14 protein-coding genes are annotated in these 13,282 nt (G+C 71.2%); 10 read left to right on the forward strand and 4 right to left on the reverse strand.

Features of this window, described 5'->3' with window-relative positions; translation table 11 throughout:
* Positions 1-33 precede the first annotated feature (33 nt).
* Positions 34-1,032, forward strand: a complete 999-nt coding sequence (locus ABZ371_RS08280) for a TAXI family TRAP transporter solute-binding subunit (RefSeq protein ID WP_358675237.1) — start codon at positions 34-36, stop codon at positions 1,030-1,032.
* A 75-nt stretch (positions 1,033-1,107) separates the two neighbouring features.
* Here the strand turns inward: ABZ371_RS08280 and ABZ371_RS08285 are convergent, their stop codons facing one another.
* The gene (locus tag ABZ371_RS08285) at positions 1,108-2,502 is read right to left on the reverse strand and encodes a HAMP domain-containing sensor histidine kinase (RefSeq protein WP_358675240.1); all 1,395 of its coding nucleotides are present in this window, start codon (positions 2,500-2,502) and stop codon (positions 1,108-1,110) included.
* A gap of 14 nt (positions 2,503-2,516) precedes the next feature.
* Entirely contained in the window at positions 2,517-3,209 is a 693-nt protein-coding gene (locus ABZ371_RS08290) for a response regulator transcription factor (protein WP_358675243.1), read from the reverse strand.
* Positions 3,210-3,550: 341 nt separating this feature from the next.
* Between ABZ371_RS08290 and ABZ371_RS08295 the strand changes: the two genes are divergently transcribed.
* The 9 genes from ABZ371_RS08295 (at position 3,551) to ABZ371_RS08335 (ending at position 10,767) form a co-directional block, all read left to right on the forward strand.
* Positions 3,551-4,336, forward strand: a complete 786-nt coding sequence (locus ABZ371_RS08295; protein WP_358675246.1) for an amino acid ABC transporter ATP-binding protein — start codon at positions 3,551-3,553, stop codon at positions 4,334-4,336.
* A 64-nt stretch (positions 4,337-4,400) separates the two neighbouring features.
* Positions 4,401-5,237, forward strand: a complete 837-nt coding sequence (locus ABZ371_RS08300) for a glutamate ABC transporter substrate-binding protein (protein WP_358675248.1) — start codon at positions 4,401-4,403, stop codon at positions 5,235-5,237.
* 99 nt (positions 5,238-5,336) lie between these two features.
* Positions 5,337-6,005 carry an amino acid ABC transporter permease gene (locus ABZ371_RS08305; protein ID WP_358675251.1) on the forward strand — a complete coding sequence of 223 codons (669 nt, stop codon included), beginning with the start codon at positions 5,337-5,339 and terminating at the stop codon, positions 6,003-6,005.
* Positions 6,002-6,916: an amino acid ABC transporter permease gene (locus ABZ371_RS08310; RefSeq protein ID WP_358675254.1), complete on the forward strand. Its 915-nt coding sequence runs from the start codon at positions 6,002-6,004 to the stop codon at positions 6,914-6,916. Before ABZ371_RS08305 ends, ABZ371_RS08310 begins: the two co-directional genes overlap by 4 nt.
* 189 nt (positions 6,917-7,105) lie before the next feature.
* Positions 7,106-8,743: an FAD-dependent monooxygenase gene (locus tag ABZ371_RS08315; protein ID WP_358675257.1), complete on the forward strand. Its 1,638-nt coding sequence runs from the start codon at positions 7,106-7,108 to the stop codon at positions 8,741-8,743.
* A gap of 32 nt (positions 8,744-8,775) precedes the next feature.
* Positions 8,776-8,862, forward strand: coding sequence for a putative leader peptide (locus ABZ371_RS08320; protein WP_311605579.1), 87 nt, complete (start codon positions 8,776-8,778; stop codon positions 8,860-8,862).
* Positions 8,863-8,934: 72 nt separating this feature from the next.
* A complete protein-coding gene (locus ABZ371_RS08325) occupies positions 8,935-9,537 on the forward strand; it encodes a cysteine dioxygenase (RefSeq protein ID WP_358675260.1) in 603 nt (200 codons plus the stop codon).
* Entirely contained in the window at positions 9,534-9,965 is a 432-nt protein-coding gene (locus ABZ371_RS08330) for a rhodanese-like domain-containing protein (protein ID WP_358675263.1), read from the forward strand. Before ABZ371_RS08325 ends, ABZ371_RS08330 begins: the two co-directional genes overlap by 4 nt.
* Positions 9,966-10,068: 103 nt before the next feature.
* Complete coding sequence (locus ABZ371_RS08335; RefSeq protein ID WP_358675266.1) at positions 10,069-10,767, forward strand: hypothetical protein; 699 nt, start codon at positions 10,069-10,071, stop codon at positions 10,765-10,767.
* A 266-nt stretch (positions 10,768-11,033) separates the two neighbouring features.
* Here ABZ371_RS08335 and recX read toward each other — a convergent pair whose 3' ends face one another.
* Together recX and recA are read right to left on the reverse strand one after the other, a co-directional pair.
* Positions 11,034-11,726 (reverse strand): recombination regulator RecX, encoded by a 693-nt coding sequence (recX, locus tag ABZ371_RS08340; protein WP_358675269.1) that lies wholly within the window; start codon positions 11,724-11,726, stop codon positions 11,034-11,036.
* Between the two features lie 3 nt (positions 11,727-11,729).
* Positions 11,730-12,863 carry a recombinase RecA gene (gene recA, locus ABZ371_RS08345; protein ID WP_358675272.1) on the reverse strand — a complete coding sequence of 378 codons (1,134 nt, stop codon included), beginning with the start codon at positions 12,861-12,863 and terminating at the stop codon, positions 11,730-11,732.
* Between the last annotated feature and the right edge of the window lie 419 nt (positions 12,864-13,282).

Here is a 13,282-nt window from a genome sequence, read left to right on the forward strand (position 1 = left end):
CCAGGACGGGGCGTGGGCTGGCAGGATCGCGCCATGCTGCACGCACTGTCCCGACTCGGCCGGCGACGCGCGCTCCAGGGGGGCGCCGCCGCCGCGCTCGTGCTCGGGCTGCTGGCGTGGTGGGTGTTCCCCCTGGGGAAACCGGAACCGAGCGGTCCGCTGACCTTCTCCACCGGCGTACGCAGTGGCGTGTACGAGCGCTACGGGAAGCGGCTCGAGGGCGCGCTGGCCAAGGACATGCCCGAGGTGTCGATACGGCTGCGGACCAGTGAGGGCTCCCAGCAGAACATCGAGCGGGTGGCGACGGGGAAGGCGGACTTCACCATCGCCACCGCGGACGCCGTGGCCACCTACCTCCGCAGCGGCAGGACCGGGGGCGACCGGCTGCGCGGCTGCGTCCGGCTGTACGACGACTACGTCCAGCTCGTCGTCCCCCGGGGCTCACCGGTCCGCAAGGTCGCCGACCTGCGGGGCAAGCGCGTCGGTGTCGGGCAGACGGGGTCCGGGGTCCTCCTGGTCGCGAACCGGCTGATGAGTGCGGCCGGCCTTGATCCGGACGAGGACATCACCCCCGTCCGGGCCGGCATCGACACCATGCCGGCCCGGCTCGTGGACGGCCGGCTCGACGCCTTCTTCTGGTCCGGCGGCCTGCCGACCGGCGCGGTGCAGGACCTCTCGGAGAAGTTCACCGTCCGGCTGGTGCCCCTGGAGGACCCGCTGATCGCCCGCCTGCTGGCGGCCGGCGGGTCCACACGCCACTACCGTTCGGCCGTGATGCCGGCCGACGCCTACCTCGACGCCCAGCAGGGCGAGGCCGTGCGGACGGTCGCGGTCGCCAACCTGCTGATCACCACGGACCGGTCGGATCCGCTGATGACCGAGGCCTTCACCCGCACCGTGATCGACAGCCGTGACCGGATCGGACGCGAGGTGCACGCCGCGCAGCTGGTGGACCTCCGTACGGCGATCTACACCGATCCGCTGCCGCTGCACGAGGGGGCCAAGCGCTACTACCGGTCGGCCAAGCCCTGAGCGAGGGGGCCGGGCGCGGGCCCACCGCGCCCGGGACGTGCCCGCCGCCCGGGTGGGAGCCCGCCGTTCGGCGGTTCAGCCGTGCGGCGGGTGGCGCGGCACCGTGACCGTCACCCGCAGGCCGTGCGGCTCGTGCCTCCCGTAGGCGAGGGACCCGCCGCCGGCGGCCAGCAGCGTGCGGGAGATGGAGAGCCCGAGCCCCGAGCCCTTGATGTTCTGGTGGCGGTTGCTGCGCCAGAAGCGGTCGCCGACGCGCTCCAGCTCCTGTTCGGTCAGGCCGGGTCCACGGTCCGCGACGACGATGGTCGTCCGGGCACCGTCGGAGCCGGCGGTCACCGTGACCTCCTCGCCCCTCGGGGTGAACTTCAGCGCGTTGTCGATGACGGCGTCCAGGGCGCTGGAGAGCGCGATCGGGTCCGCCCAGCCGGTCACCGCCGTGGCGCCGTGCCGGGTCAGCCGGACCCCCTTCTCGTCCGCCACCGCACGCCATGAGGCGACCCGTTCTCCGGTGAGCGCGCCGATGTCCGTCAGCCGGAGGTCGGCCGCGGTGTGCTCGGCCAGCGCCAGGTCCAGCAGGTCGTCCAGGACCTGCGCGAGACGCTTGCCCTCGGTGCGCACCGAGGCGATCTCCTCGTTGCCCTCCGGGAGCTCCAGGGCCAGGAGCTCGATGCGCAGGAGGAGTGCCGCCAGGGGGTTGCGCAACTGGTGGGACGCGTCGGCGACGAAGGCGCGCTGCTGCTCCAGCACGTCTTCGACGTTGTCCGCCATCTCGTTGAACGAGCGGGCCAGCCGCCTGAGTTCGGGCGGCCCGCCGGAGGCGGCGACCCTCGACCTCATCCGGCCGCTGGCGATGTCGTGGGCGGCCGCGTCCAGGGTCCGCACGGGCAGCAGGACCCACCCGGTGAGGCGGAACGCCGCGCCGACGGCGACCAGCATGGCCGCGCTCTCGCCCAGCGCGATAAGCAGCCAGCCCCGCAGCGTCCGCGACCGCATGCCACCGGTCGGCGAATCGGTCACCACGACGGCGACGACATCGCCGTCCCGGACGACCGGGGAGGCGACGACCAGCCTGCCGCGCTGCCAGGGCCAGACCTGCGGCGGGTCGTGCGAGCGCCGGCCGAGCAGCGCCTCCGCGAACGCCTCGCGCCCCTCCCCCTCGGCCGGCAGGGTCCAGGAGGCGGGGGCCTTGGCGATGGCCCTGTCGTCCCGGTGGAAGACCCCCGCCCTGATCCCGTACACCGAGTCGTAGGCCTCGAGTTCGGTCTGCAGGATGCGCTGACGCTCGCCGGAGCCCTCGACCGGTTCGCCGGCGAACTGCGCCAGCGCGGCGAAGCGAGCCGTGTCGTCGATCCGGTCGATGACGACCCGCTGCTGTTCGGCGGCGGCCACCCGTACGGCCAGCGGGAATCCGAGGGCGAGCAGCACGGCGGCCATCAGGACGATGAGCAGGGGGAGCAGGCGGGTGCGCACCGGGCCGTACGTCCTCAGGCCGACGGCGGGACGAGCCGGTAGCCGACGCCCCGCACGGTCTCGATCAGGGCGGGCAGCCGCAGCTTGGAGCGCAGCGAGGCCACGTGCACCTCGAGCGTGCGCCCCGTGCCCTCCCAGCTGGTACGCCACACCTCGCTGATGATCTGCTCCCGGCGGAAGACCACGCCGGGGCGCTGGGCGAGCAGCGCGAGCAGGTCGAACTCCTTGCGGGTGAGCTGGACCTCCTGGCCGTCGACACTGACCCTGCGGGTGGGCAGCTCGATGTGGACGGGGCCGAGCCGCAGGGCCGCGAGCGGGGTAGGCCCGGTGTCCTCACCGGACTGCCCGCGCCGGGCGACGGCGTGGATGCGGGCGAGCAGCTCCCCGGTGTCGTACGGCTTGACGACGTAGTCGTCCGCGCCGAGGTTGAGCCCGTGGATCCGCGAGCGCACGTCGGCGCGCGCGGTCACCATGATCACCGGGATCGCGGAGCGCTTGCGGATCTTCCCGCACACCTCGTAGCCGTCCTGGTCCGGCAGCCCGAGATCCAGGAGGACGACCGAGAACGGCTCCTTCTCGGCGGGCAGCAGCGCCTGCAGGGCCTCCTCGCCACTGCGGGCGTGGACGACCTGGAAGCCGTGACGCGCGAGCACGGCGGACAGGGCCGCCGCGACGTGGTCGTCGTCCTCGACGAGCAGCAGTCTCATGGCCCCCCTTTCCGCTCAGGTTTTTCCGGCACGGTCGAAAACTACGCGGGACGCCCCACGGGCACTCCACCCGGCGCATTCTCGCGCATCGCGGCGGGCGCGCGGTTCCGTACCAGGGCATCCACTCCGATGACGGGCACGCCAGTCAAGCCCCTGCCCGTTACCAGCGGGTTTCCGTTATGCACCCGGTACGCCACCGGGGGCCTCCGAGCGCCCCGTTCACACGGAGTGTCCGGTTGCGGCCGGATCGTTATGCTCAATTTCCGCTCAGATGTAATGACGCTGATCGCACTGCGTCACTAGGGTCCTTCCCTAACCGAGGAGGACGGAGCAAAAAGCCGATGAGCGGAGTTTCAGTGACCAAGGCCGCCGAGGATGCCGCGCCCGCGGGAGACGACCTTGTCGTACTGAGCGACGTCAACAAGCACTTCGGCGCGCTGCATGTGCTCCAGGACATCGACCTGACCATCGCCCGTGGCGAGGTCGTCGTCGTCATCGGGCCCTCCGGGTCCGGGAAGTCCACGCTGTGCCGCACGATCAACCGCTTGGAGACGATCGACTCGGGCGCGATCACGATCGACGGCAAGCCGCTGCCCCAGGAGGGCAAGGAGCTGGCCAGGCTGCGTGCCGATGTCGGCATGGTCTTCCAGTCATTCAATCTCTTCGCGCACAAGACGGTGCTCGAGAACGTGATGCTGGGCCAGCTCAAGGTCCGCAAGGCCGACAAGGCGGTCGCCGAGAAGAAGGCACGCGCGCTGCTCGACCGGGTGGGCGTGGCCACGCAGGCCGACAAGTACCCCGCACAGCTCTCCGGCGGCCAGCAGCAACGCGTCGCCATCGCACGGGCACTGGCCATGGACCCCAAGGTCATGCTGTTCGACGAGCCGACGTCCGCGCTCGACCCGGAAATGATCAACGAGGTGCTGGAGGTCATGCAGCAGCTCGCCCGGGACGGGATGACCATGGTCGTCGTCACCCACGAGATGGGCTTCGCCAGGTCGGCGGCGAACCGGGTCGTCTTCATGGCGGACGGGAAGATCGTCGAAGAGGCGGTGCCCGACCAGTTCTTCAGCAACCCGCGCAGCGACCGGGCCAAGGACTTCCTGTCGAAGATCCTGCACCACTGACCCGCACGACTGCCGTCCGGACCAGCTGATCACTCACATCGCGTCAACCCCAGGGAATTCCACCATGCAGCTTCGCAAGGTCACCGCCGCCTCGGCCGCCGTTCTCGCGCTCGCCCTCACCGCCACCGCCTGTGGCTCCGGTGACAAGGACGACGCCTCGGGTCCGGGCGGGAAGATCACGATCGGCATCAAGATCGACCAGCCCGGTCTCGGCCTGAAGACGCCGGACGGCAAGTTCGCCGGCTTCGACGTCGACGTGGCCACGTACGTGGCCAAGGAGCTCGGCTACGACGCCAAGAACATCGAGTTCGTCGAGACCAAGAGCGCCGACCGCGAGACGGCCATCGAGCGCGGTGACGTCAAGTTCATCGCCGCGACGTACTCCATCAACGACGAGCGCCTGCAGAAGGTCGACTTCGCGGGTCCGTACCTCCTCGCACACCAGGACGTCCTCGTCCGGGCCGACGACGACTCCATCAAGACGCCCGCGGACCTGAACGACAAGAAGCTCTGCTCGGTCACCGGTTCGACGTCGGCGAAGAACGTCAAGGAGAAGCTGGCCCCCAAGGCCAAGCTGCAGAACTACGGCGGCTACTCCGAGTGCCTCACCGGCCTGGAGAACAAGGCCGTCGACGCCCTCACCACGGACGACTCCATCCTCGCCGGATACGCGGCGCAGGACGCCCACAAGGGCAAGTTCAAGCTGGCCGGCTTCAAGATGACCAACGAGAACTACGGCATCGGCCTGAAGAAGGGCGACGCCGACCTGAAGAAGAAGATCGACGCCGCGCTCACCAAGATGGTCTCGGACGGCTCCTGGGACAAGGCGGTGGAGACCAACTTCGGTCCCGCCAACTACAAGAACGAGAAGGCGCCGAAGATCGGCGACGTCGTCAAGTAGGGCCCTGTCACAAGGCGGTCCGAAACCGGTCCGCGATGAGGTGCGCCGCCGCCGGGGCGGCGCACCGAGCCCTCCCCACACCTGGAAGCACGGGAGATCGTGTTCGACTTTCTTGAAGGTTACGACCTACTGGGGGCCTTCTGGGTGACGGTGAAACTCACCGTCTACTCCGCCCTCGGTTCCCTCATATGGGGAACGCTGCTGGCCGGTATGCGGGTCGGCCCGGTCCCCCTGATGCGCGGATTCGGTACCGCCTACGTCAACACCGTCCGCAACATCCCCCTGACCGTCATCATCGTCTTCTCCTCGCTGGGCCTCTTCCAGACCCTGCAGATCACCCTCGCGGGCGGTGACGACTTCGACGTCGTCAACTTCCGGCTCGCGGTCCTCTCGCTGTCCCTGTACACCGCCGCCTTCGTCTGCGAGGCGTTGCGCTCGGGCATCAACACGGTGCCCGCGGGCCAGGCCGAGGCGGCACGGGCACTCGGGCTGAGCTTCACGCAGGTGCTGCGGCTGATCATCCTCCCGCAGGCCTTCCGCTCGGTCGTGAACCCCCTGGCCAACGTGCTGATCGCGCTGACCAAGAACACCACCGTCGCCGCGGCGATCGGCGTGGTCGAAGCGGCGTACCTGATGAAGGACATGATCGAAGCGGAGGCGCAACTCATGCTGATCTCCGCGACCTTCGCGTTCGGATTCATCTGCCTCACCCTTCCGACCGGGCTCCTCCTCGGCTGGGTGAGCAAGAAGGTGGCGGTGAAGCGATGACGACCTCCGTCCTCTTCGACGCTCAGGGACCCCGCGCCAAGCGGCGCAACATCCTCTACACGGTCGTCTTCCTCGCGGTCCTCGTGGCCGTGGGCTGGTGGGTCTACACCAGCCTCGACGAGAAGCACCAGCTCGACTGGGTCAAGTGGGAGCCGTTCTTCACGAGCTCCCAGCCGTGGGTGACGTACCTCTGGCCGGGGCTCCAGAACACGCTCAAGGCCGCGTTCTTCGCCCTCCTGATCGCCCTGCCGCTCGGTGCGCTCTTCGGTATCGGCCGGCTCTCCGACCACCGGTGGGTCCGGATGCCGTCCGGCGTCGTCGTGGAGTTCTTCCGCGCCATCCCCGTCCTGATCCTGATGATCACGGCGAACGCCGCCTACTCGGAGTTCACCGACATCGCCAGCGACGTGCGCCCGCTGTACGCCGTCGTCACGGGCCTCGTGCTGTACAACGCCTCGGTCCTCGCCGAGATCGTGCGGGCCGGGATCCTGTCGCTCCCGCAGGGACAGACCGACGCCGCCAAGGCGATCGGCATGCGCAAGGGCCAGACCATGCGGTTCGTCCTCCTGCCGCAGTCGGTGACGGCCATGCTGCCCGCGATCGTCAGCCAGATCGTGGTCATCGTGAAGGACACCGCCCTCGGCGGCGCGGTCCTCACCTTCCCCGAGCTGCTCGCGTCGGTCCGCCCGATGAGCGCGAACTACGGCGCCAACACCATCGCGTGCTTCACCGTCATCGCGGTGATCTTCATCGCGCTCAACTTCACCATCACCACGTTCGCGAGCTGGCTCGAAGGCAGGCTGCGGCGAGGGAAGAAGAGCACCGGCGCGGCGGTCGGCGGCGGGCCCGACGAGGGCCTCGAGACGGTCGGCACGCCGAAGCTCGTGATCGAGGACGGGCGCGCCACCTGACGGACCGTCGGCAGTGTGACGCACGGGGGGCGCCGGCGTGTCCGCCGCGCCCCCCGCCACGCGCCACTGTCACTTGACGCAAGCACCGGCAGTAGGTTGCATACGTTCTGTGATCGCGCCCCGAACGTCCGCCGCCGCACCCCTCGTCCCCCTGTCGATGTCGACCGCCGGCGCCGGAGGGCTCGCACCGTGGACCCGGTGATCGTCGTCGGCGCCGGACCGGTCGGACTGGCGCTGTCACTCGCCCTCGCGGCCCAGGGTGTCCCCTCGATCGTCCTCGACGAGGGACCAGGGAAGGACGAGCCGCGCCCGGCACGCACCGTCGTGCTGCGCGAGGACACCGCCGATCTCGCGGTCCGGCTCGGGTGCGCGGCCCTGTACGACGAGGGGCTGCGCTGGACCGGCTGGCGGTCCGTGCGCCGCAGGCAGCTGGTGCGGGCCGTCCCGCTGGGCGAGGAGGAGGGGGAGGGCGTCCCCCTGCCCGCTCCCCTCCACGTACCCCAGCACGTCCTGACCGGGGAGCTGCGGGCGGCGGTCGCTGCGCACTCCCTCGTACGCCTGGTGCCGTTGAGCCGGATCGACACGCTGGAGCAGGACGCCGGCGGGATCACGGTGCACACCAGGGGGCCCGGTTCCACGTGGTGGCGCGGCAGTTACCTGGTGGGCTGCGACGGCGCCAGGTCCACCGTGCGCAAGCTGCTGGACATCCGTTTCCCCGGCCGTACGGCGGTGGAACGGCACGCCGTCGCCGCGCTCCGCGCCGAACTGCCGTGGCCCGGCGAGGCCGTCCTGCACCGCTCCCCGCCGTGGCGCACGGGTGGCGCCGAGGTCACCGCGCGCCCGCTGCCCCGCGGTGTGTGGCGGCTGGACTGGCTCCTCCCGCCCCGTGGCGAACTCGTCACCCCCGACGCCCTGATCACCCGGGTCCGCGACACACTGGCGGGCTGGTGCGGCGAGACCCCCGCCTACGAACTGCTGGACACCGGTGTGTACACGCTGCACCACCGGCTGGCCCGGCGGTGGCGGGTGAAGCGGGCCTTCCTGGCCGGGGACGCCGCCCACCTGCTGGGGGCGCTCGGCACCCAGGGCCTGGACGAAGGACTGCGGGACGCCGAGAACCTCGCCTGGAAGCTTGCGCAGGCCTGGCACCACGGCGCCTCGGAACTCGTGCTCGACAGCTACCAGACGGAGCGCCGGGCCGCGGTCGCCTCCCGGCTGCGCGCCGCCGACCAGTCGCTGCCGATACTGCGGGGCGGCGCCGGCCTGCGCGCGCTCGTCCCCGGAAACGCTCGCGGGCACGACACCCTGCTGGCCGACGGGCACCTGGGGTGCGGTCCCCTGGGCGCGCCCCCTTCGTACACGCACTCCCCCCTCTCACCCCCGCACACCGAAGCGCACACCCCCGTAAGCACGCCCCCGGGCGCGCCGGTCACGGACGTCCGGGTGACGGCGCCCGACGGCACCACGGTCCGGCTGCGCGAGCGGCTCGGACGGGGGAACCTGCTCGTGATCCTGGTCGCCCCCGGCACCGGCGTGTGGGACCGGCGGCACTGGCTGACCGCCGGCGTCATGCCCAGGCTCGCCGAGGCGGTGGACGCGCTGCCGGGGAAGGCCGAGCTGCTGCTGACGGAGAGCTACCCGGGGGCGACGGCCCACACGGTGCTGCTGGTCAGGCCGGACGGTCACCTGGTGGCCGCCTTCGGCGGGGTCCGGCCGGCCGAGCTGCTGGTGGCGGCAACCGCCGCCCGCGGGGGCGCCGCGGACACGCCGGGCGGACACGACGCATCCGAACCCCCGGACCCCGGCCCGCCGACGGACGTCGATTGACCGCCGCAGGCACACATGGTGTACTCCAGATCATGACCGACACCGACGTGCGCCTGTGGCGGAGGGTCCACATGGACCTCGTCCGCTACGCGGGCTGCGTGTGTCGCCCCTCCTGCTGACTCGCCTGTTCCGCACGACGTGCTGTCCCCACGCACGGCCGTGCCCTCCCGCGAACTCTCAGGACGGTCCTCGTGTCGACCCCCACTTCCCCGCGCACGCCCACGCCCGCGCCCGCGCCCGCAACAGACGCTCCCACCGACTTCGCCGACTCCCCCACCGGCACCCGCCGACCCGGTGCTTCCGGGCCCACGGCTGCGGAACTGCTCGACTTCGTCCGCAGGACCGCGGACGACGCCGCTCTCATCGCCTCGCTCCCCCTCGACCCCGAGGGCCGCACCTGGCTCCGGCTGGAGGGCCCCGGCGGGAGTGAGGCGTGGCTGATCGGCTGGCCACCCGGCACGGGCACCGGCTGGCACGACCACGCGGACTCCGTCGGCGCCTTCACCGTCGCCTCCGGCGCCCTGCGGGAACACGCACTGGCCGCCCGGCTGCCCACGGAAGGCTGGCGGACCCTCGAACTGAGTGAGGGCATCGACCGGATCCGGTTGCTCACCACCGGACGGGGCAGGGCGTTCGGACGGCACCACGTGCACGAGGTGCTCAACGAGTCCGAACGGGAACACGCCGTCTCCGTGCACGCCTACTACCCGCCCCTGCCGCGGATCCGCCGGTTCAGCCGCACCGGCGACGTCCTCCGCCTGGAGCAGACCGAGGGTCCGGAGGACTGGCAGTGAGCGGGGCGTACGAGGACCCCGCGGTGCGGCCGGTGGGCATCGACGAGCTGCTGGAACGCGTCCGGGCGGGGTACGAGCGGATCGGTCCGCAGCAGGCCGCCGCGGCGGCGGCCGGGGGTGCCCTGCTGGTCGACATCCGGTACGCCGCCCTGCGGGAGAGGGACGGCCTGATCCCCGGTGCCCTGGTCATCGAGCGGAACGAGCTGGAGTGGCGCCTCGACCCGCTGGGGAGCCACCGTGCGCCGGAGGCGGTGAGCCACGATCTCCCGGTCGTCATCCTCTGCAACGAGGGTTACGCGTCGAGCCTCGCCGTCGAGTCCCTGCGCCGGCTGGGCCTGCGCAGGGCCACCGACCTGATAGGCGGCTTCCAGGCCTGGCGTGCGGCCGGCCTGCCGGTCTCCCTTCCCGTGTCCCGTAGGGCCGAATGACCGCCTGACACACCCGAACGCCGCTCCCCGGTGGAGCGATCACCTCGCGCGACCGACATTCACCTCATCACTGAGGACCGGAATGTACGGAGATGTCGCGTCGATGGAACGTGTTCGCCCCACCCCTGACCAGCTCGATGCCCATGCCTCACGGCTTCATGACTCGGAGGTCTGGCAGCAGATCGTCACGGGGTGGGGACGGACCGCCTCCGAGCCGGCGCTCCCCGCACCCGCCGCCGTGCCCGTCCTCCCCGCACCCGCGCTGCCCGCTCCCCTGCCGACGCCCGTACATGCCGAGGAAGCGGGTCCGGGTGACGCGAGCGACCCGGGCGACTGGCGGGACCTGCTGTCCGTGCCCGTCGACCGGCTCATCGACGACTCGCTGCGGGCGCTTCCCGCCCGGCCGCCCCGTGAGCGGCCGCTCCCCGGGCGCCTGGGCGCGGTGCTTCCCGAACGCCTGCACGCCTGGCGCCGCATCGGGCAGCCCGACGTGCCGCCCTCCACCCATCTCGCCTACGCGCGCCTGGTCCTGACCGAGTGGGGATGGCAGAACACGCCGTACCGCCTGCGCAACGTCCGGGGCGCCCGCTGCCTCTGCGGGGCGATGCTGACCGCTCACAGGCTGGGCTACGGTTCCCTCGAGACCGTGGACCGGGCCGGCGCCTGGCTGATCACCGAACTGCGTGCACAGGGTTGGAACGACCTCATCGGCCCCTGGAACCGCCGGCCCGGGCGCACCGCGTCCGACGCGCTGTCCCTGATCGACGCCACGATCCGGCGGGCATCGCTGGCCGGGCAGTGAGGCCGCCCGCCCGCCGGTCAACCGTCTGCCGGTCACCCACCTGCCTACCGATTGACCGCCTGCCGGTCACCCACCTGCCGCTCGCGTGCGGGACGGACCGGGGCAACGCCGACGGGGAAGCCTCGAGTGGGCGAGTGCGGCGGTGTGAAGCTCGCTGGGCGCGGACGGCCCGGGCCGTGCGCCGCTCGTCACCGCGGCGGCCCCCTCCTCCCCCGCCGTGCTCGCGGCACCCGGCCCCTCGCTCCCGGCTCCCCTTCGCTCCCCGATCAGACCGGCTCGTCCAGTCCCTCCGTGTCCTCGCCCTCCGCCTCGAGCGCCTGGCGCACGACCCGCAACGCCATGCCCTCGCCGTACCCCTTGCGCGCGAGCATGCCGGCCAGCCTGCGCAGCCGTTTGTCGCGGTCGAGACCGCGAGTGGAGCGGAGCTTGCGACCGACGAGCTCCCTGGCGGTCTCCTCCTCCTGCTCCGGATCCAGCTGCCCGACGGCCTCGTCGATCACAGCGGAATCCACACCCTTCGTCCGCAGCTCGCGGACCAGGGCGCGGCGTGCCAGCCCTCTGCCGTGGTGCCGGGACTCGACCCAGGCGTCCGCGAACGCCGCGTCGTCGATCAGCCCGACGTCCTCGAACCTCGACAACACCTCTTCCGCCGCCTCGTCGGGGATCTCCCGTTTGCGCAGGGCGTCGGCGAGTTGCTTACGGGTGCGTGGCGTTCCGGTCAGCAACCGCAGGCAGACCGCGCGCGCCTGCTCCACCGGATCGCGCGGTTCCCCCTTCCCGCCCCTCGCCGGGGAGGGGGAACCGCTGTCTCTGGAACGGGAGCGGGCGCGACGGCCCACCCCCTCGCCGAATCCGGCCCCCGGAGTGGATCCCGGGGAACCGTCGGTGGACTCTGCGGTGAATTCGGCACCGGGGCCCGCACCCGCTTCGGCGCCCGGCCACTCCGTACGACGGGTCACGGCCTAGCTCTTGGCCGCCGCGGTCTTGGCGGGCTTGGCCTTCGCCGCGGGAGCGGGCACCGACTTCGCCGCCCCGTCCGCCGCCACCGCGCCAGGCGCGGTGGCCGGGTCCGCGGTGACTTCCGCCGCCGGGTCCTCCGGACGGACGCCGACACCCAGCTTCTCCAGGATCTTCTTCTCGATCTCGTTGGCGAGGTCGGGGTTGTCCTTGAGGAAGTTGCGGGCGTTCTCCTTGCCCTGGCCGAGCTGGTCGCCCTCGTAGGTGTACCAGGCGCCGGCCTTGCGGACGAAGCCGTGCTCCACGCCCATGTCGATCAGCCCGCCCTCACGGCTGATGCCCTGGCCGTAGAGGATGTCGAACTCGGCCTGCTTGAACGGCGGCGCGACCTTGTTCTTGACGACCTTGACCCGCGTGCGGTTACCGACGGCGTCCGTGCCGTCCTTGAGCGTCTCGATCCGCCGGATGTCCAGCCGCACCGAGGCGTAGAACTTCAGTGCCCGGCCACCCGTCGTGGTCTCCGGCGAACCGAACATCACGCCGATCTTCTCGCGGAGCTGGTTGATGAAGATCGCGGTGGTCTTGGACTGGTTGAGCGCGCTGGTGATCTTACGGAGCGCCTGGCTCATCAGGCGGGCCTGCAGACCCACGTGCGAGTCGCCCATCTCGCCCTCGATCTCCGCACGGGGCACCAGGGCCGCGACGGAGTCGATCACGATCAGGTCCAGCGCACCGGAGCGGACCAGCATGTCCACGATCTCCAGGGCCTGCTCACCGTTGTCCGGCTGCGAGAGGATCAGGTTGTCGATGTCGACACCGAGCTTCTTCGCGTACTCGGGGTCGAGGGCGTGCTCCGCGTCGATGAACGCCACCGAGCCGCCGAGCTTCTGCGCGTTCGCCACGGCGTGCAGCGTCAGCGTCGTCTTGCCGGAGGACTCCGGTCCGTACACCTCCACCACGCGGCCGCGCGGCAGGCCGCCTACGCCGAGCGCGACGTCGAGCGCGGTGGACCCGGTGGGGATCACCTCGATCGGCTCGTTCGGCCGCTCGCCGAGGCGCATCACCGCACCCTTGCCGAATTGCCGTTCAATCTGTGCGAGCGCGGCGTCCAGCGCCTTCTCGCGGTCGGTTCCTGCCATGGGTTCCACCCGATTTGCTTGAGTCGATCGCTTCACGTCTCAGACGCTAACCCCTGCCACTGACAATGGGCCTCGGCGTCCTCCCGGCCTGTGGACAACTCCACGGCCGAGCCCGGGAAACCCCGGCCGGAACACCCATATGAATGGATGTTCGATTTCAGTGTCAAGCGGACCACGCCGATCCCCGGGCGCACCGCGCATCACTCCAGCCGGTACCGCCGCACGGCGTCGAACCGCTCCGCTCGGCCGCGAGGGCCATGACGGCCGGTCGCAGGCGGGGCGGCGGGGCGTGATGAACCCATGCTACGTACGGGTCCCCTACAGCACGATCAGACCGATCAGACCGATTGATCCGGAAAGTTCCCTTTGCCGGACGGCCCGCGGGCCGGCCACATTTCCGGCGTACAGCCCGGCGCGGC

The sequence above is a fragment of the Streptomyces sp. NPDC005899 genome (genome assembly GCF_040629645.1).
Lineage (GTDB): Bacteria > Actinomycetota > Actinomycetes > Streptomycetales > Streptomycetaceae > Streptomyces.

What these genes read in the sequence shown, in the direction of transcription:
- ABZ371_RS08320 (WP_311605579.1), top strand. Translation starts at nt 8,776, where the DNA reads ATGACCGACACCGACGTGCGCCTGTGGCGGAGGGTCCACATGGACCTC.
- ABZ371_RS08300 (WP_358675248.1), top strand. Translation starts at nt 4,401, where the DNA reads ATGCAGCTTCGCAAGGTCACCGCCGCCTCGGCCGCCGTTCTCGCGCTC.
- recA (WP_358675272.1), bottom strand. Translation starts at nt 12,863, where the DNA reads ATGGCAGGAACCGACCGCGAGAAGGCGCTGGACGCCGCGCTCGCACAG.
- ABZ371_RS08295 (WP_358675246.1), top strand. Translation starts at nt 3,551, where the DNA reads ATGAGCGGAGTTTCAGTGACCAAGGCCGCCGAGGATGCCGCGCCCGCG.
- ABZ371_RS08310 (WP_358675254.1), top strand. Translation starts at nt 6,002, where the DNA reads ATGACGACCTCCGTCCTCTTCGACGCTCAGGGACCCCGCGCCAAGCGG.
- ABZ371_RS08280 (WP_358675237.1), top strand. Translation starts at nt 34, where the DNA reads ATGCTGCACGCACTGTCCCGACTCGGCCGGCGACGCGCGCTCCAGGGG.
- ABZ371_RS08290 (WP_358675243.1), bottom strand. Translation starts at nt 3,209, where the DNA reads ATGAGACTGCTGCTCGTCGAGGACGACGACCACGTCGCGGCGGCCCTG.
- ABZ371_RS08335 (WP_358675266.1), top strand. Translation starts at nt 10,069, where the DNA reads ATGGAACGTGTTCGCCCCACCCCTGACCAGCTCGATGCCCATGCCTCA.